Source organism: Mesorhizobium sp. C277A, from assembly GCF_040324395.1.
Classification (GTDB): domain Bacteria; phylum Pseudomonadota; class Alphaproteobacteria; order Rhizobiales; family Rhizobiaceae; genus Mesorhizobium.
Genome location: NZ_JAMYVW010000002.1, coordinates 4,317,603 through 4,343,776, shown reverse-complemented (window position 1 = coordinate 4,343,776; position 26,174 = coordinate 4,317,603). Strand labels below are relative to the sequence as shown.

General features: G+C 63.5%; 27 protein-coding genes. 11 read left to right on the top strand and 16 right to left on the bottom strand.

Features of this window, described 5'->3' with window-relative positions; translation table 11 throughout:
* Nucleotides 1-45 precede the first annotated feature (45 nt).
* Nucleotides 46-2,493: a bifunctional diguanylate cyclase/phosphodiesterase gene (locus tag NKK52_RS21340; RefSeq protein ID WP_023685333.1), complete on the bottom strand. Its 2,448-nt coding sequence runs from the start codon at nt 2,491-2,493 to the stop codon at nt 46-48.
* A 147-nt stretch (nt 2,494-2,640) separates the two neighbouring features.
* The gene (locus tag NKK52_RS21335) at nt 2,641-2,787 is read right to left on the bottom strand and encodes a hypothetical protein (protein WP_023685332.1); all 147 of its coding nucleotides are present in this window, start codon (nt 2,785-2,787) and stop codon (nt 2,641-2,643) included.
* Nucleotides 2,788-2,972: 185 nt separating this feature from the next.
* Between NKK52_RS21335 and ugpB the strand changes: the two genes are divergently transcribed.
* The 4 genes from ugpB to NKK52_RS21315 all read left to right on the top strand — a co-directional run bounded on the left by ugpB (nt 2,973) and on the right by NKK52_RS21315 (nt 7,165).
* Nucleotides 2,973-4,283 carry a sn-glycerol-3-phosphate ABC transporter substrate-binding protein UgpB gene (gene ugpB / locus NKK52_RS21330; protein ID WP_023685331.1) on the top strand — a complete coding sequence of 437 codons (1,311 nt, stop codon included), beginning with the start codon at nt 2,973-2,975 and terminating at the stop codon, nt 4,281-4,283.
* 70 nt (nt 4,284-4,353) lie between these two features.
* Nucleotides 4,354-5,238, top strand: a complete 885-nt coding sequence (gene ugpA / locus NKK52_RS21325) for a sn-glycerol-3-phosphate ABC transporter permease UgpA (RefSeq protein WP_023685330.1) — start codon at nt 4,354-4,356, stop codon at nt 5,236-5,238.
* 9 nt (nt 5,239-5,247) lie between these two features.
* Nucleotides 5,248-6,096 carry a sn-glycerol-3-phosphate ABC transporter permease UgpE gene (gene ugpE / locus NKK52_RS21320; RefSeq protein ID WP_023685329.1) on the top strand — a complete coding sequence of 283 codons (849 nt, stop codon included), beginning with the start codon at nt 5,248-5,250 and terminating at the stop codon, nt 6,094-6,096.
* A 7-nt stretch (nt 6,097-6,103) separates the two neighbouring features.
* On the top strand, nt 6,104-7,165 hold the full coding sequence (locus NKK52_RS21315) for a sn-glycerol-3-phosphate import ATP-binding protein UgpC (protein WP_023673333.1): 1,062 nt from the start codon (nt 6,104-6,106) through the stop codon (nt 7,163-7,165).
* 35 nt (nt 7,166-7,200) lie between these two features.
* Here NKK52_RS21315 and NKK52_RS21310 read toward each other — a convergent pair whose 3' ends face one another.
* The 3 genes from NKK52_RS21310 to NKK52_RS21300 all read right to left on the bottom strand — a co-directional run bounded on the left by NKK52_RS21310 (nt 7,201) and on the right by NKK52_RS21300 (nt 11,013).
* Nucleotides 7,201-8,283, bottom strand: coding sequence for an ABC transporter ATP-binding protein (locus NKK52_RS21310; RefSeq protein ID WP_023686694.1), 1,083 nt, complete (start codon nt 8,281-8,283; stop codon nt 7,201-7,203).
* Nucleotides 8,280-9,851: an ABC transporter permease gene (locus tag NKK52_RS21305; protein WP_023685328.1), complete on the bottom strand. Its 1,572-nt coding sequence runs from the start codon at nt 9,849-9,851 to the stop codon at nt 8,280-8,282. The genes NKK52_RS21310 and NKK52_RS21305 overlap by 4 nt, the downstream gene beginning before the upstream one ends.
* 154 nt (nt 9,852-10,005) lie before the next feature.
* Nucleotides 10,006-11,013 (bottom strand): iron ABC transporter substrate-binding protein, encoded by a 1,008-nt coding sequence (locus NKK52_RS21300; protein ID WP_023685327.1) that lies wholly within the window; start codon nt 11,011-11,013, stop codon nt 10,006-10,008.
* Nucleotides 11,014-11,217: 204 nt separating this feature from the next.
* On the opposite strand from NKK52_RS21300, the gene NKK52_RS21295 reads away from it, so the two are divergent.
* The 3 genes from NKK52_RS21295 to NKK52_RS21285 all read left to right on the top strand — a co-directional run bounded on the left by NKK52_RS21295 (nt 11,218) and on the right by NKK52_RS21285 (nt 14,546).
* The gene (locus tag NKK52_RS21295) at nt 11,218-11,769 is read left to right on the top strand and encodes a sigma-70 family RNA polymerase sigma factor (RefSeq protein ID WP_023685326.1); all 552 of its coding nucleotides are present in this window, start codon (nt 11,218-11,220) and stop codon (nt 11,767-11,769) included.
* A gap of 1 nt (nt 11,770) precedes the next feature.
* Nucleotides 11,771-12,409: an NrsF family protein gene (locus tag NKK52_RS21290; protein ID WP_023685325.1), complete on the top strand. Its 639-nt coding sequence runs from the start codon at nt 11,771-11,773 to the stop codon at nt 12,407-12,409.
* A gap of 211 nt (nt 12,410-12,620) precedes the next feature.
* A complete protein-coding gene (locus NKK52_RS21285; RefSeq protein WP_245263150.1) occupies nt 12,621-14,546 on the top strand; it encodes a PAS domain S-box protein in 1,926 nt (641 codons plus the stop codon).
* A 27-nt stretch (nt 14,547-14,573) separates the two neighbouring features.
* Here NKK52_RS21285 and NKK52_RS21280 read toward each other — a convergent pair whose 3' ends face one another.
* From NKK52_RS21280 to NKK52_RS21250, 7 genes are all read right to left on the bottom strand, one after another.
* Nucleotides 14,574-15,452: a 3-hydroxybutyryl-CoA dehydrogenase gene (locus NKK52_RS21280; protein WP_023671668.1), complete on the bottom strand. Its 879-nt coding sequence runs from the start codon at nt 15,450-15,452 to the stop codon at nt 14,574-14,576.
* A 120-nt stretch (nt 15,453-15,572) separates the two neighbouring features.
* Nucleotides 15,573-16,502 (bottom strand): electron transfer flavoprotein subunit alpha/FixB family protein, encoded by a 930-nt coding sequence (locus NKK52_RS21275; protein ID WP_023685323.1) that lies wholly within the window; start codon nt 16,500-16,502, stop codon nt 15,573-15,575.
* A gap of 20 nt (nt 16,503-16,522) precedes the next feature.
* On the bottom strand, nt 16,523-17,272 hold the full coding sequence (locus tag NKK52_RS21270; RefSeq protein ID WP_023685322.1) for an electron transfer flavoprotein subunit beta/FixA family protein: 750 nt from the start codon (nt 17,270-17,272) through the stop codon (nt 16,523-16,525).
* A gap of 214 nt (nt 17,273-17,486) precedes the next feature.
* The gene (locus NKK52_RS21265; protein ID WP_023685321.1) at nt 17,487-18,287 is read right to left on the bottom strand and encodes a rhomboid family intramembrane serine protease; all 801 of its coding nucleotides are present in this window, start codon (nt 18,285-18,287) and stop codon (nt 17,487-17,489) included.
* Nucleotides 18,288-18,316: 29 nt separating this feature from the next.
* Nucleotides 18,317-18,898, bottom strand: a complete 582-nt coding sequence (locus NKK52_RS21260; RefSeq protein WP_023671672.1) for a cob(I)yrinic acid a,c-diamide adenosyltransferase — start codon at nt 18,896-18,898, stop codon at nt 18,317-18,319.
* A gap of 19 nt (nt 18,899-18,917) precedes the next feature.
* The gene (locus tag NKK52_RS21255; RefSeq protein WP_023671673.1) at nt 18,918-19,109 is read right to left on the bottom strand and encodes a twin transmembrane helix small protein; all 192 of its coding nucleotides are present in this window, start codon (nt 19,107-19,109) and stop codon (nt 18,918-18,920) included.
* 24 nt (nt 19,110-19,133) lie between these two features.
* Nucleotides 19,134-20,000, bottom strand: a complete 867-nt coding sequence (locus NKK52_RS21250; protein ID WP_081732471.1) for an SDR family oxidoreductase — start codon at nt 19,998-20,000, stop codon at nt 19,134-19,136.
* Between the two features lie 60 nt (nt 20,001-20,060).
* Between NKK52_RS21250 and NKK52_RS21245 the strand changes: the two genes are divergently transcribed.
* Nucleotides 20,061-20,912 (top strand): YihY/virulence factor BrkB family protein, encoded by an 852-nt coding sequence (locus NKK52_RS21245; RefSeq protein ID WP_023671675.1) that lies wholly within the window; start codon nt 20,061-20,063, stop codon nt 20,910-20,912.
* Here the strand turns inward: NKK52_RS21245 and NKK52_RS21240 are convergent.
* A complete protein-coding gene (locus NKK52_RS21240; RefSeq protein WP_031193215.1) occupies nt 20,909-21,784 on the bottom strand; it encodes a DMT family transporter in 876 nt (291 codons plus the stop codon). The genes NKK52_RS21245 and NKK52_RS21240 overlap by 4 nt on opposite strands.
* A gap of 218 nt (nt 21,785-22,002) precedes the next feature.
* Between NKK52_RS21240 and NKK52_RS21235 the strand changes: the two genes are divergently transcribed.
* Nucleotides 22,003-22,290 (top strand): hypothetical protein, encoded by a 288-nt coding sequence (locus NKK52_RS21235; RefSeq protein WP_023671677.1) that lies wholly within the window; start codon nt 22,003-22,005, stop codon nt 22,288-22,290.
* On the opposite strand, the gene gluQRS is transcribed toward NKK52_RS21235, so the two are convergent.
* Entirely contained in the window at nt 22,291-23,166 is an 876-nt protein-coding gene (gluQRS, locus tag NKK52_RS21230) for a tRNA glutamyl-Q(34) synthetase GluQRS (RefSeq protein WP_023685319.1), read from the bottom strand. It abuts the gene before it with no gap.
* A 74-nt stretch (nt 23,167-23,240) separates the two neighbouring features.
* Here gluQRS and NKK52_RS21225 point away from each other — a divergent pair, with 74 nt between their 5' ends.
* Together NKK52_RS21225 and NKK52_RS21220 are read left to right on the top strand one after the other, a co-directional pair.
* Nucleotides 23,241-23,882: a DNA-3-methyladenine glycosylase family protein gene (locus NKK52_RS21225; RefSeq protein ID WP_023685318.1), complete on the top strand. Its 642-nt coding sequence runs from the start codon at nt 23,241-23,243 to the stop codon at nt 23,880-23,882.
* A 128-nt stretch (nt 23,883-24,010) separates the two neighbouring features.
* Nucleotides 24,011-24,568 carry an HNH endonuclease gene (locus NKK52_RS21220; RefSeq protein ID WP_008874122.1) on the top strand — a complete coding sequence of 186 codons (558 nt, stop codon included), beginning with the start codon at nt 24,011-24,013 and terminating at the stop codon, nt 24,566-24,568.
* 266 nt (nt 24,569-24,834) lie between these two features.
* Here the strand turns inward: NKK52_RS21220 and NKK52_RS21215 are convergent, their stop codons facing one another.
* Nucleotides 24,835-25,353: a disulfide bond formation protein B gene (locus NKK52_RS21215; protein ID WP_023685317.1), complete on the bottom strand. Its 519-nt coding sequence runs from the start codon at nt 25,351-25,353 to the stop codon at nt 24,835-24,837.
* A 62-nt stretch (nt 25,354-25,415) separates the two neighbouring features.
* Nucleotides 25,416-26,000 (bottom strand): YqaA family protein, encoded by a 585-nt coding sequence (locus NKK52_RS21210; protein WP_023685316.1) that lies wholly within the window; start codon nt 25,998-26,000, stop codon nt 25,416-25,418.
* Nucleotides 26,001-26,174 lie beyond the last annotated feature (174 nt).

The window sequence follows — 26,174 nt, the reverse complement described above, 5'->3', positions numbered from 1 at the left end:
GCAATTTCGGACGGAAAACCGTTTCAAGCTTTTCCTGAAATTGCTCTAGGCTGAGCGCAGGGCCGCCGCCGGCGGCAGCATCAAGATGCTGCCGCCGCGTTGTTTGACGCTGGCGTCCTCTTGTGCCGCCGGCGCCGCGACGCCGGTCAGTTCGCTGAACGCCTCGATCGGGCTCGGCCGGCCTAGGTAGTAGCCCTGGCCGATCTCGCAGGCCTCGGCGTCGAGGAATTTCAGCTCGCCCAGCGTCTCGACGCCCTCGGCCAGAACCGGCAGGCCGAGACCGCGGCCAAGCCCCAGAACGGCGCGCACGATGGCTGCCACCTGGCCGTTGCTGTCGACTGATTTGATGAATGAGCCGTCGATCTTGATCTTGTCGAAGGGGAAGGCGCGGAGATTGGACAGCGAGGAGTAGCCGGTGCCGAAATCGTCCATCGCCACACGCACGCCAAGCGCCTTCACCTGGCGCAAGGTCGCCAGCGCGCGCGGCATGTCCTTGACCAGCGCCGTTTCGGTGATCTCGAGTTCGAGCCTGCCGGGCGTCAGGCCGGAGCCGAGCAGGACTTCATGCACCTTGCGGCTGAAATTCGGATTGTGGAGCTGCACCGCCGAGACATTGACCGCGACGGTGAGAGGGTTCTTCCAGCGCGCTGCCTCGGCGCAGGCCGTCGCCAGCACCCATTCGCCGATCTGGATGATGACGCCGCTGTCTTCGGCCACCGGGATGAAGGTCGCCGGCGACACGTCGCCGCGCTGCGGATGGCGCCAGCGGATCAGCGCTTCGAACCCAACCATCCGCCCGCTGCTGATCTCCTTTTGTGGCTGGTAGACGAGGCGAAACTCATCGCGCGCCATGGCCTGGCGCAGTTCGTGCTCCATCACGCGCCGGTCTCGCGCCTCGGCGCCCATCGAGGCCTCGAAGTAACGGTAAGTGTCCTTGCCCTCGGCCTTGGCGCGGTAGAGCGCGGTGTCGGCGTGGCTGACCAGGAGTGTCGGCTCATCGGCGTCGAGCGGATAAAGTGCAATGCCGATGCTGGCCGACACCAGCCCGCCACCGACCGACAGCCGGTTTTCCTCGCGCATGGCCGCCAGCACCGCCTCGGCGATGCGGCCGGCCGCCTGCGGATCGGGAAGGTTCGGAGCGATGATGGCGAACTCGTCGCCGCCGAGACGCGCCAGCATCTGTCCGTGGCGGAGCACGGCGGAGGCGCATAGCGCCACCTTCTGCAGCATGGCATCGCCGGCGCCATGCCCGAACAGGTCGTTCACTTCCTTGAAGCGGTCGAGGTCGAGCAGCAGCAGCGCAAGATGCCCACCCTTGCCGCCGCGATCCATTGCGGCAATTTCGGCCTCGAGCCGGCCGGAGAAACTGCGGCGGTTGGGGAGCCCGGTCAACGGGTCGAAATGGGCGAGGCGCAGGATCTCCTGCTCGGCCTTCCTGCGTTCGCGGATGTCGCGCACGGCGACCACGCTGTGCCGCTTGCCGCAATAGTCGATGCTTCTGGCGATAAGTTCGACGGGGATGGTGGCGCCGTCATGGGCTCTGAGTTCGGCTTCCTGTGCCTGTCCGCTGCAGTCGGACATGCCGGCCGCGGTGCGTTCGCCGAAGAGGTCGCCAAGCAGCATCGCGTTCAGCACTTCCGGCGCAATGCCGGTGAGTGCCGCGATGCTGTCATTGGCGCTGACGATGCGGGCGTCGTCGCAGACGATCAGCCCCTCGACGGCGGCGTTGGCGAGGCCGTGCATGCGCTCGGCCTCGAGCTTGTGACGCCGGAAGCGAAGGTCGATCCACAATGCTGCGGCTGAAAGCACCAGGATAGCCATGCTGACTGCAGCGGCGGCGAAGGCCTGCGACACCGGTTCGACCGTGAACTGCGATATCTCGATGGAGGAGTCCGGGAAGATCGACACCGCGCCCATGGCGATGAAGTGCAGGCTGCAGATCGCCAGCGTCAACAGGATGGCGGCGGCGATAGTGGCCTGCATGGACGGCCGTCGCAACACGACCAGCAGCGCCAGCGCGGCGAGGGTGACGCCTGCCAGCACCGAGACGCCGACCAGCAGCGGGTTCCAGACGATGCGCCCTTCGACCTCGAAGGCGGCCATGCCGATATAGTGCATGGCGGCGATACCAGCGCCGAGGACCGCGCCGCCGACCAGAGGGTAGTCGATGCCCCGGCGCAAGGTGGCGATCCACATGCCCGCGGCGGTCAGGGCGACGGAACCGGCGAGCGAAAGCGCCGACATTTCCGTATTGTAGGCGTTGGGGATTCCGGGAGAAAAGGCAAGCATTGCGATGAAGTGCGTCGCCCAGATACCGAAGCCGGTGGAAGTGGCTGCTATCATCAGCCAGGTATAGCGGTTGCGCTCGCTCGAGCGGTCGACATGGCGAAGCAGGTTGACCGCCGAGAAGGAAGAAATACCGCAAATGAGCGCTGCCAGTGCGACCAGTCTCAGATCGTGCTCATGCACGATACAATTATAGACCGTCAGCATCTCGCCCCACCTGCTCTCCCACAGCAATCAAGCCGTCCACTTGATTAGTATGCCACGCTTGACGAAGAATCGGTTATGCGAACTACAACTACAGCGGGTTTTTCGGGTTGTACGTTGCGGCGATCCTGTCTCATTCCAGACGCACGGTTACAGCAGCGCCTGGCGCGATGCCGCTCGGCCGATCTCGATCTGGCCGAGCGCCGGTTTGGCGGCCGCACGGTGCAGGTGCGTGGCGCTGTCACGCGGGCCCTTCACGCATCGCTGGGCGGTCGGCGATCCTTGCAGGCCCACCATGCCCCATTCTATCGCTGAGCCGGCTTGGCATTTCTCTCTGTCCTCGTTGCAAGGCGAGGGGGCGCGAAGTTAGCCGGGTATGAAATTCACGAAACAGCAACAAATCCGTTGTCCGATTGTCATCAGCGACACATATTGCGTTCGCGGGAGCGCCCCTTTCGCCAATGACAAACGGGAGATGAAACATGAAGTTGTTCGGCTTTGCGGCCGGTGTTGCCGCCACCTTGACCCTGCTTTCCACCACCTCCGCCTTCGCCGCCACCCAGATCAGTTGGTGGCATGCAATGACCGGCGCCAATGCCGAGGTGGTCGACAAGATCGCCAAGGATTTCAATGCCAGCCAGAGCGACTATGAAATTCTCCCTGTTTTCAAGGGCACCTATCCCGAAACGCTGAATGCCGGCATCGCTGCCTTTCGTGCGGGGCAAGCGCCCGACATCATCCAGGTGTTCGACGTGGGTACCGGCGTCATGATGGCCGCCGAAGGTGCGATCAAGCCGGTGGCCGATGTGCTGACCAGCGCCGGCGTGACCTTCGACAAGAGCCAGTATTTGCCCGGCATCGTCGGCTACTATTCGAAGCCGGACGGGACCATGCTGTCCTTCCCCTATAATTCCTCGTCGCCCATCCTCTATTACAACAAGGATATCTTCCAGAAGGCCGGGCTTGACGTGAACAATCCGCCAAAGACCTGGAACGAGGTGTGGGAAGCCGCCAAGAAGATCAAGGCGAGCGGCGCCGCTTCCTGCGGCTATACCTCGACGTGGTTGACCTGGATCCACCTTGAGGCCTTCGCCGCCTGGAACGACGTTTCCTATGGCACCAACCAGAACGGACTTGCCGGAACCGACGTCGAGCTCAAGATCAATGCGCCGATCTTCGTCAATCATTTCCAGGCGCTCGCCGACCTGGCCAAGGACGGCACCTTCAAATATGGCGGCCGTACATCCGAAGCCAAGCAGATCTTTCTTGCCGGAGAATGCGGCATCTTCACCGAATCGTCGGGGGGTCTCGGTGACATCGTCAAATCGGGCATGAACTACGGCATCGGCCAGCTTCCCTATGATAGTGACGCCAAGGGCGCGCCCCAGAACACCACGCCGGGCGGCGCCAGCCTGTGGGTGTTCGGCAACAAATCGGACGAGGAATACAAGGGCGTCGCGGCGTTCTTCTCCTACCTGTCCAAGACCGAAGTGCAGGAGTATCTGCACCAGAAGTCGGGTTATCTGCCGGTGACGCTCGCTGCCTATGAGGCGACCAAGAAGTCCGGCTTCTATGACAAGAACCCGGGCCGTGAGACGCCGATCCTGCAGATGCTGGGCAAGGCGCCGACCGAGAACTCGAAGGGCGTGCGCCTCGTCAACCTGCCGCAGGTGCGCGACATCGAGAATGAGGAGTTCGAGAAGATGCTGGCCGGCCAGCAGACTGCGCAGCAGGCGCTCGACAACGCGGTCGCACGCGGCAACAAGGCGATTCAGGAAGCGATCGGAAACTGAAGCGATTGTCAGTTGAACCTCGTCCACGCGGACCCGCGTGGACGATTTCCTGAATAGCGAGGGAATCACCCTGTCTCCACGCGTCGTCTTTCCCAACAAGACCCTGCCTTACCTGCTGGTGGCGCCGCAACTCGCCATTACGCTGATCTTTTTCTACTGGCCGACCGGGCAGGCGCTCTACCAGTCGATGCTCAGGGAAGACCCGTTCGGGCTGAAGAGCAAGTTCGTCGGGCTCGCCAATTTTCGCAAGGTGCTGGCCGACCCGGCCTACCTCAACTCGATCAAAGTTACGCTGGTGTTCTCTCTGGCGACCGCGATGGTCGCCATGGGTGTGGCCCTGTTGCTTGCCGTCATGGCCGAGAAGGTGGTGCGCGGCAAAGGCCTTTATCGCACGCTGCTGATCTGGCCGTATGCGGTGGCGCCGGCGATTGCCGGCATGTTGTGGCTGTTTCTGTTCAACCCCTCGATCGGTTCGCTGGCCTACGCCTTGAGAGGTCTCGGCATCGCCTGGGATCCCTTGCTTAACGGAAACCAAGCCATGATCCTGCTGGTATCTGCGGCTGCCTGGAAGCAGATCAGCTACAATTTCCTGTTCTTCGTCGCCGGGCTGCAGGCGGTGCCGAAGACGTTGATAGAGGCGGCGGCCATGGACGGCGCCGGGGAGACGAAGCGCTTCTGGACCATCGTCTTCCCGCTGCTCGCACCGACGACCTTCTTCCTGCTGGTCGTCAACACTGTCTATGCGCTGTTCGACACTTTCGGTATCGTTCATGCCGTCACCGGCGGCGGGCCAGGCAAGGCCACCGAGACGCTGGTCTACAAGGTCTACAATGACGGTTTCGTCAATTTGATCCTCGGCGATTCGGCCGCGCAGTCGGTCATCCTGATGGTCATCGTCATCTCACTCACGGCCATCCAGTTCCGCTATGTGGAACGCAAAGTCCACTACGGTTGAGCGCGAGCGATGATTGGTCAGTCCCCGCTTCGCGCCCTCATCGCCCACGCCGTGCTCATCCTGGGCATCCTGATCGTCGCTTTCCCGATCTACTACACCTTCGTTGCCTCCACGCAGACGCTGCAGACCATCCTCAAGCCGCCATTGCCTCTTTTGCCCGGCGACCAGGTCTGGAACAATTACAGCGAGGCGCTGTTCGGCGGTGTCGGCCGCATCGGCGGCGTCAGTGTCGGCCGATTGCTGCTCAACACCACGATCATGGCGCTCGGCATCGCGGTAGGGAAGATTTTCATCTCGATCCTTTCGGCCTATGCGATCGTGTTCTTCCGTTTTCCGCTTCGGATGGTCTTCTTCTGGCTGATCTTCATCACGCTGATGCTTCCCGTCGAGGTGCGCATCCTGCCGACCTACAAGGTGATGGTCGATCTCGGCATGATCGACACCTATGCCGGCCTGATCATTCCGCTGATCGCCTCGGCCACCGCCACGCTTCTGTTTCGCCAGTTCTTCATGACCATCCCAGGTGAGTTGGTGGAAGCGGCGCGTGTCGACGGCGCCGGACCATGGCGATTCTTTTTCGACATCATGCTGCCGCTGTCGCGCACCAACATCGCGGCGCTGTTCGTCATCCTCTTCATTTATGGCTGGACGCAGTACCTGTGGCCGCTGCTCGTCACCAACAGCAATGACATGAACACCATCGTCATCGCACTTAGAAAGATGGTCTCCTTCGCCGATGCCGATACCCAATGGCATCTGGTCATGGTCACCGCGATGCTGGCCATACTGCCGCCGATCCTGATCGTGGTGCTGATGCAACGCTGGTTCGTGCGCGGACTGGTCGATACCGAAAAGTGAGAAGCTGATGGCGACCATCGATCTGAAGGATGTGAAGAAAGTCTATCCCGGCGGCGTCGAGGCGGTGAGGGGTGTCTCGATCGCCATTCCCGACAAGGAGCTTTGCGTGCTGGTTGGGCCGTCCGGCTGCGGCAAGTCCACGCTGCTGCGGATGATCGCCGGGCTTGAGACCATTTCTTCCGGCACCGTCGCCATCGACGGCAAGATCGTCAACACGATCGGTCCGACCGAGCGCGACATCGCCATGGTGTTCCAGAACTATGCGCTCTATCCACATATGAAGGTCTACGACAACATGGCCTACGGGTTGCGCAACCGGGGTACTCCCAAGGACGAGATCGACAGCAGGGTTCGCTCGACCGCCAAGGTGCTGGAGCTCACGGCGCTGCTCGACCGGCGCCCGCGCGAGCTTTCCGGCGGCCAGCGCCAGCGCGTGGCCATGGGTCGCGCAATCGTGCGCAATCCAAAAGTCTTCCTGTTCGACGAACCGCTTTCCAACCTCGACGCCAAACTGCGCGGCCAGATGCGGGTCGAAATCAAGAATTTGCAGCGCTCGCTCGGTGTCACCTCGGTCTACGTCACCCACGACCAGCTTGAGGCGATGACGCTGGCCGATATTCTCGTCGTCATGAATGGCGGGTTGGTCGAGCAGACGGGCGCGCCGCTCGACATCTACGAGAAGCCGGCATCGACCTTCGTCGCCTCCTTCATCGGAGCGCCGCCGATGAACCTTCTGCCTCTTTCGCAAGGACCGGCTGGTCCGGCGCTGACCGACGGCAAGACGGTTGACTTCGCGCCTACGAACGCCGCCACGCTTGGCTTCCGCCCTGAGGATGCCGACGTCACCTTCAGTGCCGAGGCATCATCCGGCGCGCTTATTCTGCCTGCGGCGGTCGAGGCGGTCGAACCTGTGGGAGCCGAAAGCTTTCTTCACTGTGCCGCCGGCGGCAACCGCATCGTCGTGCGTGTGGCCGGCCGCGCCACGGCCAAACCCGGCGATCAACTGCGCGTCGTGGCCAGGGCCGAGAAGCTGCATTGGTTCGACAATGCTGGGAAACGAGTCGATTGACGCAGCCGCTCGCGCCAATCCGACGCATCGGCAGTTCAGGCGAAGACATGCGCCTTGCCGGAAACTGTCAGACGCACGATCTCGCCGACGGCAGGTGCGTCGATTCCCGGCTTGCGTAAGGTCAGCGGTGTGCTGCCGATCGCCGCGGCGTCCGGCGGATCGGGGTTGTTCAACAGCCGCACGGCAATGGTGCACATCGAGCCTGCGAATTCCGAGTCCGTCACCTCGGCGAATATCGTGCCCGCAGGACCCGACATGCCTTCGCGCGACGTGCGCTTTACCTGCACCTGCTCCGGTCGCAGCATGATGCGGGCGATGTCGCGCCGCTCCTTCGAGTCGACGGCTATGCGACCAAGCGAGGAGGTGGCGAAGCCGCCTGAAATCTTTGCCGGCAAGATGATGGCGTCGCCAAGAAACTCGGCAACCATGCGGTCTTTCGGCTGCAGATAGAGTTCTCGCGGTGTGCCGATCTGAGAGAACTTTCCGTCGCGCATGACCGCCACCTGGCTGGCGAAGGACAGCGCCTCGGCCTGGTCGTGGGTGACCAGGATGGTGGTGATGCCGGCGGCTTCGAGTAGTTCGGCGACCGCCTTGCGCATCGAGGCGCGCAGACCGGTGTCGAGCGCCGAGAACGGTTCGTCGAGAAGCATCAGCCTGGGCTTCATCGCCATCGCGCGGGCCAGCGCCACGCGCTGCTGCTGGCCGCCGGAGAGCTGGTGCGGGCGGCGCTTGAGGATCGCCTTGTCCAGCCCGACGGTATAGGCGAGCTCGGCGATGCGCTCGGCGCGCTGGTCCTCGCCGCGGGCCATGCCAAAGCCGATATTGTCGCCGATGCTGAGATGCGGGAACAGGGCGCCGTCCTGCGCCACCAGGCCGATGCCGCGGCGGTGCGCCGGCACCGCATGGCCGCCATTGGCCAGCACCTCGCCGTCGAGCACGACGCGGCCCTGGTCGGGCGCCTCGAAGCCGGCGATCAGCCGCAGCAACGTCGTCTTGCCGCAGCCGGACGGGCCGACGATCGCGGTGCGACTGCCGCTTGCGGCGCTGAGCTCGATGCCGGCAAGGGCTGCGACCGGGCCGTAGTGCTTGGTGAGGCCACTGATTTCGAGAAAGCTCATCGCCCGGCCATCCGTTTCGACTGGACATAGAGCAGCCAGGTCAGCGGCAGCGACATCGCCACCATGATGAAGGCGTAAGGGGCGGCGGAGGCATAGTCGATCTCGCCGCTATAGGACCAGAACGCCATGGCCAGCGTGCGCGTGCCGTTGGGCGCCAGCATCTGGGTGGCGGTCAGCTCGTTCATGATGCCGAGCGCGACCAGCGCCATGCCGGCCGCAGCCCCCGGCGCCGACAGGCGAATCGTTGTCGACCAAAGCGCCTTCAGCGGCGGCCGGCCAAGGCTGGCGGCGGCGCGTTCGAGCTCGACCGGCGCCTGTGCGATCGAGGCTCTGAGGCTGATCAAGGCGCGCGGCAGGAACATCAGGGCATAGGCGACGAGGATTGTGAACAGCGTCTGGTAGAGCGGCATGGCGATGCGCACGGTAATGGTGACCAAGGCCAGCGCGATGACCACGCCGGGCAGCGAACCGACAATGTAGTTGCAGCCTTCGAGCAGCCGCTGCAGCGGTCCCGGCGCGCGGATCGAGATCCAGGCCATCGGCATGGCGGCGATGGTCGCAAGCAAGGCGCCGGCCAGCGCCAGGAACAGCGTCTGGCCCAGCGCCAGGCCGATCTCGTCCAAACGCCAGACATCGGCGCCGCCGGCGACCAGCCAGCGGCCGATGGTGACGAAGGGCACGCCGATGGCGAGCAGCGTGGTGACGGCAGGCAGAGCCAGGCAAGCCAGCGTGGCGCGCCCGAGCCTCGAGCGCTGCCGGTGGCGCGCCGCGCCTGAGCCGACGCGGGCATAGCGCTCTTCGCCGCGCACCAGCACCTCCAGAGCGAGCAGCACGAAGCAGCATGTCACCAGGACGCCGGCCAGCATGTTGGCGGCGGGGCCGTTGAAGGTCGACTGGAACTGGTCGACGATCGCGGTGGTGAAAGTGTCGAAGCGGATGAAGACATAGAGGCCATATTCGGCAAGCAGATGAAGTCCAACCAGCAGCGCACCGCCGCAAATGGCGAGCCTGAGCTGCGGCAGCACGACGCGCCAAAACACGCGCCATGGTCCGAGGCCAAGCGCTGCGGCCGCATCTTCCAGGGCGGGATCCAGCCGGCGCAATGCGGCCGCTAGTGGCAAATAGAGGAATGGGAAATAGGCAAGGACCGACACCAGCACGCCGGCCCACAGGCCATGCAGTCCCGGGACCAGGGTAATCCAGGCATAGGAGTGCACGAAGGCGGGGATGGCAAGCGGCGCGACCGACAGCCAGGCCCAGAGGCGGGCGCCTGGCAGGTCGCTGCGCTCGGTCAGCCATGCCAGCGTCACCGACAGCACGGTGGCGATCGGCACGGTGAGCGCCACCAGAAGCACGGTGTTGACCAGAAGTTCGCCGACGCGCGGCCGGAAGACCAGGGCCGAAGCAGTGTCCCAGCCGATCTGCACGCCGATCCAGATGATGAACGCCAGCGGCAGCAGCGACAGCAGCGAGACAATTATGGCGACAAGCGCGATCCAGGACATGGGCTTCCGGCGGGACCGCCCGACTGTCTGGCCTGAACGTGCGAGATCGACCGCAGTTTGCATCAGCTCGACCGCGCCACTGCCGCCGGGGCGGGGGCGCCGCAGGCGCGGCCGGAAACGCAATGTGTCGTCATGGACAATGCCATCTCGAAAACAGAGCGCTCCTGCGGAAAGTCCGGCAGGAGCGCAATCGTTGCCCTTTTAGGACGAACCCAGCCTAAAGCAAGCCGGCTGCCGTCATCAGGTCCGTCACCTTTTTGGAGTTCAGTGTCGCCGGATCGACCTTCGGCGCCTGCAGGTCGGCCAGCGGCACCAGCTTGGGATTGGACTGCGCGTCCTTGCCGATAGCGTATTCGAAGGACGTGCCGGTCTTCAGCACGTCCTGGCCGCCTTTCCCGGTCACCCATTTGAGGAACGCCTGGGCTTCCTTCGGGTGCTTGCTCGAGGCGAGCACGCCGCCGCCGGAGATCGAGACGAAAGCGCCGGGATCCTGGTTCTTGAAATAATGCAGTTCGACGTTCTTGCTGTTTTCGCCGGTCTTTGCCTGATCGCCGAAATAGTAATAGTGGTAGATGATTCCGCCTTCGATCTCGCCGGCATTGACCGCCTTCATCACCGTGCCGTTGCCCTTGTAGGCGGTGAAATTCTCCTTCATGGCCTTCAGCCAGTCGGCGGTTGCGGCTTCGCCCTTGAGCTCGAGCAACGCGCTGACGATGGCCTGAAAATCGGCGCCGGAAGGCGAGGCTGCCCAGCGGCCTTTCCAGCTCGGATCGGCGAGATCGAGCATCGATTTGGGCAGCTTTTCGGCCGTGAGCTTGGTTTTGTTGTAGGCAAAGACGGTGCTGCGCGCCGCGACACCCACCCATCTGCCGCTGCTCGGCTGGAATTCGGCCGGGACTTGCGCCAGCGTGTCGGCGTCGACCGGCGCGAAAAGGCCCGCCGCTTCGACCAGGGTCATCGCCGGCGAGTTTTCGGTCAGGAACACGTCGGCCGGCGAAGAAGCGCCCTCGGCGACGATCTGGTTGGAGAAATCGCTGTCGCCGCCATTGCGCAGCGTGACCTTGATGCCGGTTTCCTTGGTGAAACCTTCGACCCATTCCTTGGCCAGGCTCTCATGCTGGGCGTTGTAGACGATGATGCCGGCATCCGCGGCCATCGCCGGCCCGGCGATCATGCTCACGGCCAGCGCTGTGGCCCCCGCTAGGGTGGAGAGCGTGTATCTCATGGCGTCATCCTCAATCTCGGTGGTTCTGGTTTCGCAGGCTGCACCTATCGATACCTGACAGCAGTAGTCAACATTGCTCGGCTGCTTCAATCGGTCGCCGCTCCCGCAAACTTTCGTGATTTTGCGGCACTTTGGCTTGGACATCATTTCGCCGGACACGTAACAAATCGGTGCCGAGGCGCGAAGATCGGGGAGTGAACTCTTGTGAGCGGCAAGGATGAGGCCGAGCTTTCCCGGCTGATGCGGGCCGCGATCGCGGGAGATGAAAGGGCCTACGCCGACTTTTTGCACCGGATCGCCGCGCTGGTTCGCGGCTTTGCGAGGCGCAAGATCGTACAGGGCGGGGTCGATCCCGAGGATGTTGTGCAGGAAACCTTGCTGGCCATTCATGTGAAACGGCATACCTGGCGCCAGGACGCGCCGGTGTTGCCATGGATCTATGCGATAGCCCGCTTCAAGCTGATCGATGCTTTCCGGCGGCGCGGACGGCGCATCGAAATCGAGATCGACGAGATCGCCGAGACCTTTGCCGAGCCGGAAACCGAGACCGTCAGCGAACGCGACATCAACCGGGCGCTGGACGGACTGCCGGCTGCGCAGCGTTCCGTCGTTTCTTCGATCTCGGTCGACGGCCGCTCCATCGGCGAGACGGCGGCCACGCTCGGCGTCAGCGAGACGGCGGTGCGGGTGTCGCTGCATCGCGGGCTTGCCGCGATCGCCAAGCGATTTGGGCAGGGGCGCTTCGGGCGGCAGTGACATGAGGACGGAGGATCTCATCAAGGCACTCGACGCCGACACAAGCAGCAAGGCGATGCCGCTGCGCTCGGCCTGGTTGATGGCGGCGGCAGCCGCGGCGGTGATCGCGGCTCTGGTCTTCTTTCTCACCATCGGCCCGCGTCCCGACATCATGACCGCCATGCACACGATGCGGTTCCTGGCGAAGTTCGTGTTCACCATCGTGCTCGCCGTCACCGCCTTTGGCCTGGTCCGGGCGTTGTCGACGCCGGGCGCTTCGACGGCAAGAGCCGCGGCCTGGATGCTGGCGGCGCCGCTGCTGGTGGCCGTGGCGGTGGCTCTCGAACTGTTCATGGTGCCGGAGCCGATGTGGAGCACGCGCATGGTCGGCTCCAACATGATGATCTGCATGGGCTTCATCCCGCTGATCGGCATCGGCCCGCTTGCCGTCTTCCTGTGGATGCTGCGCTATGGCGCGCCGACGCGGCCGGTGTTGGCCGGGGCGGTCGCGGGACTGCTCGCCGGCGGCCTGGCGGCGACCTTCTACGCCGCGCACTGCTTCGACGATTCGCCGCTTTTCGTCGCCAACTGGTACACGCTCGCCATCGCCGTCCTCGCCGGTCTGGGCGCGCTCGGGGGACGGTTCTTCGTGCGCTGGTGACCGGGCCGTTCAAGATCGCCCAATAATCACCGATCCTTAATCATGCCGGGAATTGTTTGCGGGTTCACCGTGTTGCCGGTGGCTCCGGCGCAACCTTTCCTTAAAATCGATCATCCAGTGTTTTTTGCAGAAATGTGTTGCGCATGGGGTGGCATGCACAGTGATGCGACGAGAGCGAAAAAGCCTGCGGGCTGACAGTCAGGTGGCTTTGGTGCTTGCGGCCGGAGGGCTTTGCGCTGCCGTGGTCGCGCTCCTGCTGTCGCGGCTCGATGTCAGCGCCGAAGTGCTGAAACTCTGCCTGCAGATATCGGTGCCGGTCGCCGCCGTTGCGCTGATTCTCGCCGCCCTGTTCATTTACCGGATACTGGACGACCGCCGGCAGATCGCCGAAAGCGAGCAGCGTTTCCGCCGCGCCATGGAGGATTCGGCGATCGGCATCGCCATTGTCGGCCTCGACGGCCGCATCCATGAAACCAACCCGGCCTTCGCCGCCATGCTCGGCTATAGCAAGCAGGAGATCGAGGCGCTGACCTTCTTCCAGATCACCCATCCCGACGATGTGCAGATCGGCCGTGAGACGATGGACGGCATGCGGGCGGGCACCGTCAACGCCTTCCACTTCGAAAAGCGCTACCTCAGGAAGGACGGCACGCCGGTATGGGCCCATCTTGCCGGTTCCGTCATTCGCGACGAGAAGAGCGGGAGCCCGCTCTACCTGGTCTCCCAGATCGAGGATATCGATGCGCGCAAGCAATCCGAGGCGCGCATAGCCGAAGCCGAAACGCGCTGGAATTTTGCCCTGGCCAGCGCCGGACAAGGCGTCTGGGATCTTGATATGCGGAAGGGCGGCACCACCTACTCCGCCACCTGGGTGAAGATGCTGGGCTATGCCGATGGCGAACTGGACGGCGACCCCGACCGCTGGCTGGCGATGATCCACCCCGACGATCGCGAAAACGTCGCCGAAGCCGATCGTGCCCATCTGGAGGGCAGGACACCGTTCTTCGAAGCCGAGTTCCGGATGCGCCACAAGGATGGCCACTGGGTCTGGATCCTCGACCGCGGCAAGACGCTCGAACGCGACAAGGACGGACGGCTGGTCAGGGCCATCGGCAGCCTGACCGACATCACCCAGCGCAAGCAAACCGAGGAAAGCCTCATCGTATCGGCGGCAATGCTGGCCGACGAGAAGGAGCGGCTGAGGGTGACGCTGCAGTCGATCGGCGACGCCGTCATCTGCACCGATGCCGCCAACCGCATCACCTTCATGAACCCGGTCGCCGAAAAGCTCACCGGCGTTGTTGGCGCGGAGGCGCTCGGCAAGACGCTTGGCCATGTCTACTGGGCGGTGGACGAAGAAACCGGGCAAAGGATCGGCATGACGCGGCCGGCGCTCGGCAGCGCCAGCCCTGTCGACCAGAACAGTCGCGCCGTCCTCATCCGTCGCGACGACACACGCTGCAGCATCCGCCAGGTGGTGTCGCCGATCATGAACGACCGCCAGGAGTTCTGCGGTCTTGTCATTGTCTTCCAGGACTTCACCGATGCGCGCGCCTTGCAGCGCCAGCTCGCCTATGCCGCGGCGCATGATGCGCTGACTGGCCTTGCCAACCGTTCGAGCTTTATCCGCACCATGGAGGAACTGGTCGACCGGAGCCGCAAGGCCGGCACAGCCAGGCCGGCGGGCGAACATCATTTCATGTTCATCGATCTAGACCATTTCAAGCTGGTCAACGACACTGGCGGGCACGCCGCCGGCGACGCCTTGCTGAAGCGGGTTGCCGAGGCCATTCGCGGTGCGCTTGGGCCGGAGGATATCGTGGCCCGCCTCGGCGGCGACGAATTCGCGGTCATCCTGAAAGCCGGGCCGAGCGCCGGCGCCAGGATTGCCGCACGCTCGGTCATCGACGCCATCCGCGGCCTGCAGTTCAGCTGGGACGGCCGGCCGCATGCGATCGATGCCAGCATCGGGCTGGCGCCAATCCACAGCAACAGCGGTGAAGTCGACGAGATCATCGCCCGGGCCGATGCTGCCTGCTATGCGGCCAAGGCCGCCGGCCGCGGCTGTGTTTCCGTGGCGCCTGACGATACCGGGTCAAGCGGCCAAGCAGAGCCGCCGCTTGCAGCGGCGTCCTGAGGGAGCACGGAACTTTCGTTCTGGTGGTTAGCGCGTCGGAACCGGATGCTCGCCGCGATAGTCGTAGAAGCCGCGCCCGGTCTTGCGGCCGAGCCAGCCGGCCTCGACATATTTCACCAGCAGCGGGCAGGGGCGATATTTCGAATCCGACAGGCCGTCATGCAGCACCTGCATGATCGACAGGCAGGTGTCGAGGCCGATGAAATCGGCGAGCTGCAGCGGTCCCATCGGATGGTTGGCGCCGAGCCGCATGGCGGTGTCGATGGCATCGACCGAGCCGACCCCCTCATAGAGCGTGTAGATCGCCTCGTTGATCATCGGCAACAGAATGCGGTTGACGATGAAGGCCGGAAAATCTTCAGAGACGGTGATCGTCTTGTCGAGCTGTTTCACATAGGCCTTGGCCGCCTCGAAGGTCTGATCCTCGGTAGCGATGCCGCGCACCAGTTCGACCAGCTTCATTAGCGGCACGGGGTTCATGAAATGTATGCCGATAAAACGCTCGGGACGGTCGGTCTGCGCCGCAAGCCGGGTGATCGAAATCGACGAGGTGTTGGTCGCCAGAATGGCTTCCGGGTTGAGCTGGGGACAGAGCTGCGCGTAAATCTTGCGCTTGACCGTCTCGTCCTCGGTCGCCGCCTCGATCACCAGATCGGCACCGGCGAGATCAGCCATGGTGGGGGCTGCGGAAATGCGCGCCATCGCTTCGTTACGCAGCTTTTCCTCAAGCTTGCCGGAGCCGACCTGGCGGGCCATGTTGCCGCTGACCGTGGCAATACCCTTCTCGATACGGTCGGGCGAGACGTCGTAGATCAGCACCTTGAAACCCGAAAGTGCTGATACATGCGCGATGCCGCCGCCCATCTGGCCGGCGCCGATGATGCCGATCGTCTCGATCTTGGCCATTTGCAGCGATCCCGTCGAAAAGGCCTTTGCGGCCTGCTTTTTGTGCAGTGCAAACTAAAAGGGTGGGGCAGCTTCGTCTACCCCACCCTTTCACAATTTAATACGCTTTGGCAGAAAGCGTCAAAGCGCCTTTTGCAGTTCCGGCAGGATGACGAACAGGTCGCCGACCAGGCCATAATCGGCAACCTGGAAGATCGGCGCCTCTTCGTCCTTGTTGATGGCGACGATGACCTTCGAATCCTTCATGCCGGCAAGGTGCTGGATGGCGCCGGAAATGCCGACGGCAATATAGAGGTCAGGCGCCACGACCTTGCCGGTCTGGCCGACCTGCCAGTCATTCGGGGCGTAGCCGGCGTCGACGGCAGCGCGCGAGGCGCCGACGGCTGCACCGAGCTTGTCGGCGACCGGCAGGATGACTTCCTGGAACTTTTCCGAGGAACCGAGCGCGCGGCCGCCCGAAATGATGATCTTGGCCGAGGTCAGCTCCGGACGGTCGGTTTCCGAGAGTTTGTTCTCGACGAAAGTGGAGAGGCCGGGATTGGCCGCGGCCTTGACCGTCTCGACAGCTGCCGAGCCGCCCTCCGGGGCAGCCTGGAAGGAGGCGGTGCGCACAGTGATGACCTTCTTGGCGTCGCTCGACTGCACCGTCTGGATGGCGTTGCCGGCATAGATCGGCCGTTTGAACGTGTCTGGTGAAACCACTTCGATGATCTCGGAGACTTGCGCGACATCGAGCAGGGCCGCCACGCGCGGCGCGACATTCTTGCCCGACGAGGTCGCCGGCGCGATTATGGTGTCGTAGGCGCCGGCCAGCGAGACAACGAGTGCGGCGAGCGGTTCGGCGAGGCGCTCGGCCAGTTCGTCGGCCTCGGCCAGCAGCACCTTGCTCACGCCCTCGAGCTTGGCAGCGGCGTCGGCCGCGCCCTTGGCGCCTTTGCCGGCGACCAGCACATGCACGTCCGAACCGATCTGCAGCGCCGCCGAGAGCGCCTTCGCGGTCTGGTCGGAAAGGCTGGCGTTGTCGTGTTCTGCGATGAGGAGAATGGTCATTTTATCTGTTCCTTCCAGTCTCAGAGCACGCCGGCTTCGTTCTTGAGCTTGTCGACCAGTTCGGCGACACTGTTGACCTTCACGCCCGCCTTGCGGCCGCTGGGCTCCTCGGTCTTGAGCACCTTCAGGCGCGGCTTGACGTCGGCGCCGTAATCGGCCGGGCTCTTTTCGTCGAGCGGCTTCTTCTTGGCCTTCATGATGTTGGGCAGCGAGGCATAGCGCGGCTGGTTGAGGCGAAGATCGGCGGTGATGATCGCCGGCATCTTCAGTTCCACCGTCTGCAGGCCGCCGTCGACTTCGCGCGTCACCTTGGCCTTGTCGCCGTCGATCACGACCTTGGAGGCGAAAGTGCCCTGTGCCCAGCCGAGCAGGGCGGCCAGCATCTGGCCGGTCTGGTTCGAGTCATCATCGATCGCCTGCTTGCCGAGGATCACGAGACCGGGCTGTTCGGCGTCAACGACGCCCTTCAGCACCTTGGCGACGCCGAGCGGCTCGGTCTGCTCGTCGGTCTTGACCAGGATGGCGCGGTCGGCGCCCATGGCGAGCGCGGTGCGGAGCGTTTCCTGCGCCTGCTGCGGGCCGACCGAAACGACGATGATCTCTTCGGCCTTGCCGGCTTCCTTCAGCCGGAGCGCCTCTTCCACCGCGATCTCGTCGAACGGGTTCATCGCCATCTTGACGTTGGCGAGTTCCACCGCCGAACCATCGGCCTTGACGCGAACCTTGACGTTCGCATCCACAACCCGCTTCACGGGCACAAGGATCTTCATTGTCTGTCACCTCTCCTGAGATATCCGGGCGCGCTATAGCAGCGTGCGCCTCCGCAGAGTTGTCGAAAGCCGACATTCCTGACTGAATTCCGGCCAAACGGAATCCTGGCCGGACGAATTCTGGTCTTCTGCCGCCTAGCGGTGGCGCTCTCCGTAGTTGTGGCGACGCAACACGTCAATATGCCACGGCAGCGGCCAAACCACCCAAATCGGTTCACTTGTGACCGGAAGCGCCACCCCGGCCCCAACGCGTCTCAGGTTGCACGGGAGCGGGACCGGCTGGCGCCGGCCCAGTAGAAGCGGCTGGCTGATCGGCGGGTTGCGGCTCGCCGTCGCCACCGGCGAGCAGCGGCACGCCGCGGCTGCGCATAATGAGCACCAGCACGCCACCGGCAATGATGCCGCCAATATGGCAGGCCCAGGATATCTGGTTTTCGCCGCCGGCGGCAAACATCACCACCTGGAAGCCGATCCACAGGATCAGCGGGATGAAGGCCGGGATACGCAGCGGAATCCGGGCAAAGACCAGCACCCACACTTTCACCCGGGGGTAGAGGACCAGATAGGCGGCGACGACGCCGGCAATGGCGCCGGAGGCACCGATCAGCGGAACCTCCGAACTCCAGGCGACGAGCCCCTGGAAGAAGGCGCCGGCGATGGCGCAAAGCAGGTAGAAGATGAGGTAGCGGATGTGGCCGAGTGCGTCCTCGACATTATCGCCGAACACCCACAGGAACAGCATGTTGCCGCCGAGATGAAAGATATCGGCATGCAGGAAGGCATAGGTAAGGTAACTCAGGCTCTCGGGAATGACGACGAATTGGGGCGAGAGTTCTGCCGTGTCGTGGACAACCGAAGGAATGAAGCCGAAGCCGAGCACGGCTGCGTTGTTGAAATTTTCGCCGCCGATCGTGGTGATGAGAAACACAAGCGCGTTGACCGCGATCAGGCCGATCGTCACATATTGCAGCCGGATGTGGCGCAACCTGTTGGAGTCGTAAAGCGGGATGAACATGCCCCAAGCCCTTTCCCGCCTTCGAAAATTCAGCGGTTCTTGCCGGGCACCCATAACACGTCGGCATTTCCGTTGTCATTGACCGCACGAGCGGCGACGAACAGAAAGTCCGAGACGCGGTTTATGTATTTCAGCCCCTCGCGATTGACATGTTCGGCCGGGTCCTGCGCCAGCGCCACCATGATCCGCTCGGCCCGTCGCGCCACGGTGCGGGCAAGATGAAGTGCTGCCGCCGCCGGCGTGCCGCCATTGAGCACGAAGGATTTGAGCGGCTGCAGATCCTTGTTGAGAAGGTCGATATCCTTTTCGACGCGGTCGGTCTGCGAGGCGATGATGCGCAGCGGCTCGTAGCCCAGCGGCTTGCCGTCGTCGGGCACGGCGAGATCGGCGCCGAGGTCGAACAAATCGTTCTGGATGCGGGACAGCATGGCGTCGATGGCGGGATAACTTGCCGCTGTGTGCAGGCGGGCGATACCGATGCAGGCATTGGCTTCATCGACGGTGCCGTAGGCATCGACGCGCAGGTCGGATTTCAGCCTGCGTTCACCGGTGCCGAGGCCAGTGGTGCCGTCATCGCCGGTGCGGGTGTAGATCTTGTTGAGCTTGACCACGTCGCCTCCCGAACGGCCGTCACTTGCGGGTGAAATACACCACCAGCAGGATCAGTGCCAACGCCAGCGCCTGCAGCAGCACGCGTGCCTGCATCAGCTTGTTCGAGCTCACACCGGAGCCGCCGCGCATCATGTTGATGAGGCCGCGGACAAGCACGATCACCACGGCGACCATGACGAGGACGAGGAGGACTTTGATGACGGTTGCCATGATCTGTTCCCAGTTCTGTTGCGATCAGGCGCGTCCGGCCAGAACGCGGTAGAGCATCGATGCCGGCAGGATGCGCTTGAGCATCACGCCAATCCTGGCCGGCACTGTTACCACATAGTGCGGGCGCGGGCGCCGCGACAGAAGTGCATGGCGCAAGGCCGCATAGACCACCTCCGGCCCCTTTTTCAGCCGTGATGAGCTGCCGCCGGCCCGAAGCCGCGCCAGCTGCGCGGCATAGGCGACGTGGTGGACGGAATTCTCGTGGTCGATGTTTTTCAGGAACCAGAACAGCCCGTTGCTGGCGATTTTCGAGGTCACCGGCCCCGGTTCGATCAGCGAGACATGGATGCCGCTGCCCCTGAGTTCCTGCTGCATGCACAGCATCAGGCCTTCGAGCGCGTGCTTGGAGGCTGAGTAGGCGCCGCGAAAAGGCACCGGCGCTAGCCCAAGGATCGAGGAACAATGAACGAGGCGGCCATGTCCCTGGCGACGCATTACCGGTACGATGCGTCGGGTGAGGTCGTGCCAGCCGAAGAAATTGGCCTCGAACTGCTCGCGCAATGCCGCAACCGGCAGGTCTTCCACGGCGCCGGGCTGTGCATGGGCGCCGTTGTTGAACAGGGCGTCGAGGCGTCCGCCTGTCCGCTCCAGCACCGATGCCGCAAGTGCTGCGATGGAATCCGGCTCACGGTAGTCGAGATAAAAGGCCTCGATGCCGTCGGCTTCAAGTGCGGCTATGTCATCCGGCTTGCGCGCCGTTGCAAACACGCGCCAGCCATCCGCCTTCAGCGCACGGGCGCAGTGGGCGCCTATCCCGGACGAGGCGCCGGTGACGATGATGGTGCGCAACTCTTTGGCAGGCGGCATCGTGGTTTGAGCAAGGGTTGCCATTTGCCACAATCCCTTCCCATATTCGCGGCGTCGAGACAATCGAAGGGAACGCGGCTCTTGATGCGGAATATCGTCGTGCTGCGCCGCGTGCTCTATGACGCGCTTGGCCATTTCAACACCGATGACGGCTGGGCCATGGCCAGCCATCTGGCGATCACTTCGCTCATGGCGCTGTTCCCGTTCCTGATCTTCGCCACCACGCTGGCGAGCTTCCTCGGTGCGCAGGCGTTCGCCGATACTGCCGTGCACCTGGTCTTCGACACCTGGCCCGAACAGATCGCCAAGCCTATCGCGCGCGAGGTGCTCAACGTGCTGACCGTGCGGCGCACCGATCTTTTGACCTACGGCGTGCTTCTGGCGGCCTATTTCGCCTCCAACGGCATCGAGGCGCTGCGCACCTCGCTCAACCGCGCCTACCGCGTCGCCGAAACGCGCGGCATCATCTACCGCCGGGTGCAGAGCATTTTCTTCGTGCTGATCGCGACGGCCGGTTTCCTGGCGATCAGCGTGCTCCTGGTCTTTGCGCCTTTGCTGGCGCGGCTGGCGGAAGCTCATTTCGAGTGGATCAAACCCTATACGGGCACGATCACGCTGTGGCGCTACGTCATCGCCTCAACCGTCATCATTGGTGGCTTGTTTGCCGTCCACTACTGGCTGCCGGCGGGCAAGCGCCGCTTTGTCTCGCTGGTGCCTGGCATCATCTTCACTCTGGCTGCGTGGCTTGTCGGCTCGACCATGTTCGCGACCTATCTCGATCACTTCTCGTCCTATGTGACGACCTATGCGGGGCTTGCCTCGATCATGATCGCCGTGGTTTTCCTCTATATGCTGTCGGCAATCTTCATCCTCGGCGGCGAACTCAACGCCGCGATCAGCCGCTTTCTCGAAGCGCGCGCACGTGTCGGCAGCTAGGTTTTGGCTGGCCGAGCCGTGGCCAGCCCGACGCCGAGCGTCGCGATTGCCATGCCGACGATCTGCACGAGGCTGAGCCGTTCGCCGAACAGCGCCCAGGCGATGACAGCGGTGACGACCGGCACCAGGTAGAACAGCGACGCGACCTTCGACATCTCGCCGTCGCGGATCATCACCATCAGCAAGAAGATGGCGCCGATCGACAGCACCAGGACCAGCCAGGCCATGGCGAAGATCAGTTCGCCGTTGATGATCACCGTGTGGGTCTCAAGGGCCAGCGAAGCCAGGATCATCAGCGAGCCGCCGCCGATATATTGCCACATCGTCGCCGCCACCAGGTCGCCACCCGAGGCATAGCGCTTCTGCCAGATGGTCCCGGCGCTCATGCCCAGCACCGAGACCAGCGACGCCGACAGGGTTTCGGGCGTAACGCCGCCGCCGAGAGCGCCGAGCTTCGGCCACAGCACGATGATCACCCCCACAAGGCCGACGGCAAGGCCGGCCCAGTGGCGCGGCAGGATGGCCTCGCCGAGGAACCGGCCGGCAAGCACGGCCGTGATCAGCGGTTGCAGGCCGACGATCAGCGCCGAAAGCCCGGCGGGCATGCCCCTGTGGATCGCCCAGAACACCGCGCCGAGATAGATGCCATGCATGAGGATGCCAGAGACCGTGGCGTGAAGCGCTTCTACCCTTGTGGCTCGCTTCGAGCCAAGCACGAGCATCAGGCCGGCGAGCAGCAAGGCGGCGATGACAAAGCGGGCGGCCAGAAAGGTGAAGGGCTCCGCCCAGGGCATGGCGTAGCGCGCGCCTATGAAACCTGTCGCCCACAGGACGACAAACGAGGCGGGGATGAACCGCTTGAGACTGTGCATTTCGGGGAAGCCGTTTCCGGTGGAGAGGTCCGATTCGGTGAAGAGACAAATACGGCAATTGCTCTAATGCGGTTCAATCCGGCAAGCAAAGTGAAACAATTGGTACATAAGCTCATCCTGATGTAGGAGGTGGCCGAATTCAAAGGGCGGCGTCAGGGCAATCGACTTCTGTCGATCGATCCGGCGACATGGCGTTTCGGCTTCGACAGGGAGCGCGCATGCTGTTGCATCTCGATACAAGCTGGCTGTTGATGACGGTGGCCAGTGTGGCCGTGTTCGGCTTCTTCTTCGGCTCAGCGCTCGACGCCATCATGCAGGAGGACGGTTTTGGGTCGACCGGCAACACGCTGCTGTTCACGCTCGGCTTTTTCGCCGCGGTCATGGCCGCGAACGAACATGGCATCGTCCTGAGAGATCTGAAGCTCGCGGTTGCCTGGGGACTGGGCGGCGCCTTCGCGTTTATCGGCGCGTTGGCGCTGCTCAAGGCGGGGCTGGCCCGGCTTTAGTCATAGCCCGACCAGCCGCCTGACATCGTCCGGCGACATGCCTGCCTGCCTCAGCGCGGCAAGGCCGGTATCAGCAAAACTCTTCGACAGTTTGCGCCCATCCGGTCCGAGTATGAGACGGTGGTGGAAATACTGCGGCTGGCCGAGGCCGAGCAATTCCTGCAGCAGGCGCTGGATGCCGGTCGCGGAATAGAGGTCGCGGCCACGCACGACATGGCTCACACCTTGCAGGGCGTCGTCGACGACGACGGCCAGGTGATAGCTGGTCGGTATGTCGCGGCGCGCCAGAATGACGTCGCCCCAGTCCTGCGGACGCGCCTCGACGCGCTGCGTCGCCGAAAGCGTCTCGTTGGTGAATTCGCGCCAGGACAAATCCGTGCCGACGCGCGCCAGCGCCGCCTTAACGTCGAGGCGCCAGGCGAAGGGCGCATTTTCGGCGATGCGGCGGTTGCGTTCGCTGATCGGCAGCGCCTTGTCGGCGCCGGGATAAAGCGGCACGCCGTCCGGGTCGCGCGGCCAGTCGCGGCCGCGTTTTTCACTGTCGGCGATGAAGGCCCTGATCTCGCCACGGCTCATAAAGGCAGGGTAGACGAGGTCTTCGCGGACCAGCCGGTCGAGCACGGCCTGATAGTCGGAGAAATGCTCGGCCTGGCGCCGCACCGGCTGTTCCCATTCGAGACCTAACCATTCGAGGTCGCGAAAGATGCCAGCCTCGAATTCAGGCGTGCAGCGGATCGTGTCGATGTCCTCGATGCGCAGCAGCAGGCGGCCGCCGGCCGCACGCGCCAGTTGCTGGTTGAGCAGTGCCGAATAGGCATGGCCGAGATGCAGTTCGCCATTCGGGCTCGGCGCGAAGCGGAATGTCAGGAGCGTCATCTCACAAGCGGCAATCGGGTTGTGCAGCGGTTTTGCCAATTGCTACCGTGAGGTCGGTTCAGGAACAAGAAAACATGCAACGCATCGCGACACTGGACGATATTGCGCGCGGGCTGGATGCGCTTTGCGCAATCGATCCGCGCCTGGAAAAGGTGCGCGGCATGGCCGGCGAGGTGCCGCTGCGGCTGTCGGAGCCCGGCTTTCGAAGCCTGGCCTCCATTATCGTTTCGCAACAAGTATCCCGTGCGAGCGCCGATGCCATTTTCGGCCGGCTGGTGAAACTGGTCGATCCGCTAACGCCGCAGGCGATCCTTGCCGCCGGCGAGGACATGTTTCGTGAGGCTGGGCTGTCGCGGCCGAAGCAGCGCGGTCTGATCGCGGTTGCGCAGGCCGTGGTTGAGGGGCTCGACCTGCATCACCTCTGTTCGCTCGACGCCGAAGAGGCGATCGCGGCTATGATCGCGGTGCCGGGCATCGGCCCGTGGACGGCGGAAGTCTATCTCCTGTTTGCCGCCGGCCACCCCGATATTTTCCCCGCGCGCGACGTCGCGCTGCAGAGCGCGGTTGGCCACGCGCTCGGCATCGAGCCGCGTCCGCCGGAGAAAACGCTGATCGCCCTGGCCGAATCATGGAGCCCGTGGCGAGGTGTCGCATCGCGGCTTTTCTGGTCCTATTATCGCGAAACCAGGGGCCGGGACGCAGCACCTCCGGCCTGAAACCGTAAAAAAGCATGAAAACCCTGCATTTTTGCCGCGTTTGGCTGATGACAATCCGCTTCACATCCCTGTCATGTCGGGCTTACAGTATCCACGCCGATCGGTTCTAGAACGAGGAGGTCAACAAGGTGACGGTTGCCGTATCTCCGGATGGGCTTCCTGCGCTGGTGCTGAATGCGGATTACCGTCCGCTCAGCTATTACCCCTTGTCGCTCTGGTCCTGGCAGGATGCCATCAAGGCGGTGTTCCTCGACCGGGTCAACATCGTCGCCGAATACGAGCATGCGGTGTCTTCGCCGACCTTTTCGATGAAGCTGCCCAGCGTCGTCAGCCTGAAGGCCTATGTGAAGCCGTCGAGGCACCCGGCATTCACCCGCTTCAACGTGTTCCTGCGCGACCGCTTCCAGTGCCAGTATTGCGGCACGCCCGAGGATCTGACCTTCGACCACGTCATCCCGCGCCATCGCGGCGGGGCGACGACGTGGGAGAATGTCGTGGCCGCCTGTTCACCCTGCAATCTGAGGAAGGGCGGCATGATGCCGGCGCACGCCAAGATGTGGCCGCTGCAGAAGCCCTACCAGCCGACCGTGCACGACCTGCACAACAATGGCCGGCTGTTCCCGCCCAACCATCTGCATGAAAGCTGGATGGATTATCTCTACTGGGATGTGGAGTTGGAGCCGTAGGGATTGGCCCGATCGGCCTTGCCAGGGCAATCGCCGATGTCAGGTGCTGCCCCTCATCCGGCTGCCGCCACCTTCTCCCCGTATAGTGACGGGGAGAAGGGAATTGGCTGCAAATTTGGCGCCCTTCTTTCAGCGTTCGGGATTGGCGAAACCATTGATGACTGCGTCTTTCTCCCCGTCACTATACGGGGAGAAATGCCCGGCAGGGCAACGAGGGGCGGTGCCAACATTTAGAGACTGGCCGCATGGCGCGACCTCGCACTTGATTAATCGCGGGCCAGCGCGCCGCGAAAGGCGACGGCGGCGAGGATGAAGCTGGCGATGGCGTTCCAGCCGGCCAGCGACAGGCCGAGGATACGAAGGGCTGCCTTGTCGCAGGATGGCGGCACGAATTTGTCGAGCGCGTCGAGCACGCCCTTGCCGCCGGTGTCGACCGGGCCGGCGCCGGCCGTGCAATCGGCCGGGCCCTGCCACCAGGCCCATTCGACGCCCGAATGATAGACGCCGAGATAGAGCCCATAGAGCATCAGCAGGCCGCCGACGGCAAGCAGGCCGCGCGTCAGCCATGCGGGCGCGCTAAGCATCGAGGTAATCACCGCCAGCAGCATCAGCGGGGCGCCGATATAATAGGGCGTGCGCTGCTCCAGGCACAGATGGCAGGGGATGTAGCCGCCTATGTGCTGGAAGGCGAGCGCGGAGCCGACCGTGGCGGCCATGGCCACGGCGAGAAACAAAGCGGTGCGCGTCCGCTGGCGTCCGGTATCGGCTGTCATCGTGGCTGTCATGTTTCGTCCGTTGAATTCGCCGTCCGCCGGCATAGTCCTGACCCACCGCCCGCCTTGGACGGTCAGAAGGCGTATTTGACGACGATATAGAGCAAAATCAGGGCGGCGGCGCCGGCGCCGACGATCAATCCCAAACGCTTCTCGATGAATTCCTTGATCTCTTCGCCATAGCGGCGCAGCAGCCAGGCAAGAAGCAGGAAACGAGCGCCACGCGCCAGGATGGCGGAGACGATGAAGACGACAAGATTGACGTGGAGGGCGCCTGCCAGAATGGTGACCACCTTGATCGGCGGCAAGTGGGCGGCACCCGATGTGACAAGCAGCACCAGCATCAGCCCGGTGCCGGCCGACTGCCACCTCTCGAACGCGTCAAGGCCGCCAAAGTGCTCCAGCATCGGCCGTGCTATCGTGTCGTAGGCATAGTAACCGATCAGCCAGCCGGCAATGCCGCCCAGCACCGACGCGACAGTGGCGGTCAGCGCATAGCGATAGGCGCGTTCGGGCCGCGCCAACGCCATGGGCAGGTACAAGACGTCGGCAGGTATGAAAAACACCGAGCTTTCGACGAAGGCGATGAAGGCCAGCCACCATTCGGCGGATTTGCGGGCCGCCAGCGACAAGGTCCAGTCGTAAAGTCCGCGAAGCATCGGCTCTCCTGGATGCAAGTTGCCCAGACGCAACGCGCTTTGATACGCGTCTGTCTAGAAAGGTTTTCCGCGCCGCACAATGGCAGGAGCTTCACGAAACAGAAAGGCGGGCTTTTGCCGCAAGCAGGGCACGGCGGCGCATTTGGCCAGTTGACGAACAGGCCTCCAACCGTA

Coding starts and splice junctions, on each gene's coding strand:
- NKK52_RS21340 (WP_023685333.1), bottom strand. CDS start 2,493: ATGCTGACGGTCTATAATTGTATCGTGCATGAGCACGATCTGAGACTG.
- NKK52_RS21335 (WP_023685332.1), bottom strand. CDS start 2,787: ATGGTGGGCCTGCAAGGATCGCCGACCGCCCAGCGATGCGTGAAGGGC.
- ugpB (WP_023685331.1), top strand. CDS start 2,973: ATGAAGTTGTTCGGCTTTGCGGCCGGTGTTGCCGCCACCTTGACCCTG.
- ugpE (WP_023685329.1), top strand. CDS start 5,248: ATGATTGGTCAGTCCCCGCTTCGCGCCCTCATCGCCCACGCCGTGCTC.
- NKK52_RS21315 (WP_023673333.1), top strand. CDS start 6,104: ATGGCGACCATCGATCTGAAGGATGTGAAGAAAGTCTATCCCGGCGGC.
- NKK52_RS21310 (WP_023686694.1), bottom strand. CDS start 8,283: ATGAGCTTTCTCGAAATCAGTGGCCTCACCAAGCACTACGGCCCGGTC.
- NKK52_RS21305 (WP_023685328.1), bottom strand. CDS start 9,851: ATGCAAACTGCGGTCGATCTCGCACGTTCAGGCCAGACAGTCGGGCGG.
- NKK52_RS21300 (WP_023685327.1), bottom strand. CDS start 11,013: ATGAGATACACGCTCTCCACCCTAGCGGGGGCCACAGCGCTGGCCGTG.
- NKK52_RS21290 (WP_023685325.1), top strand. CDS start 11,771: ATGAGGACGGAGGATCTCATCAAGGCACTCGACGCCGACACAAGCAGC.
- NKK52_RS21280 (WP_023671668.1), bottom strand. CDS start 15,452: ATGGCCAAGATCGAGACGATCGGCATCATCGGCGCCGGCCAGATGGGC.
- NKK52_RS21275 (WP_023685323.1), bottom strand. CDS start 16,502: ATGACCATTCTCCTCATCGCAGAACACGACAACGCCAGCCTTTCCGAC.
- NKK52_RS21270 (WP_023685322.1), bottom strand. CDS start 17,272: ATGAAGATCCTTGTGCCCGTGAAGCGGGTTGTGGATGCGAACGTCAAG.
- NKK52_RS21265 (WP_023685321.1), bottom strand. CDS start 18,287: ATGTTCATCCCGCTTTACGACTCCAACAGGTTGCGCCACATCCGGCTG.
- NKK52_RS21255 (WP_023671673.1), bottom strand. CDS start 19,109: ATGGCAACCGTCATCAAAGTCCTCCTCGTCCTCGTCATGGTCGCCGTG.
- NKK52_RS21250 (WP_081732471.1), bottom strand. CDS start 20,000: ATGGCAACCCTTGCTCAAACCACGATGCCGCCTGCCAAAGAGTTGCGC.
- NKK52_RS21245 (WP_023671675.1), top strand. CDS start 20,061: ATGCGGAATATCGTCGTGCTGCGCCGCGTGCTCTATGACGCGCTTGGC.
- NKK52_RS21240 (WP_031193215.1), bottom strand. CDS start 21,784: ATGCACAGTCTCAAGCGGTTCATCCCCGCCTCGTTTGTCGTCCTGTGG.
- NKK52_RS21235 (WP_023671677.1), top strand. CDS start 22,003: ATGCTGTTGCATCTCGATACAAGCTGGCTGTTGATGACGGTGGCCAGT.
- gluQRS (WP_023685319.1), bottom strand. CDS start 23,166: ATGACGCTCCTGACATTCCGCTTCGCGCCGAGCCCGAATGGCGAACTG.
- NKK52_RS21225 (WP_023685318.1), top strand. CDS start 23,241: ATGCAACGCATCGCGACACTGGACGATATTGCGCGCGGGCTGGATGCG.
- NKK52_RS21215 (WP_023685317.1), bottom strand. CDS start 25,353: ATGACAGCCACGATGACAGCCGATACCGGACGCCAGCGGACGCGCACC.
- NKK52_RS21210 (WP_023685316.1), bottom strand. CDS start 26,000: ATGCTTCGCGGACTTTACGACTGGACCTTGTCGCTGGCGGCCCGCAAA.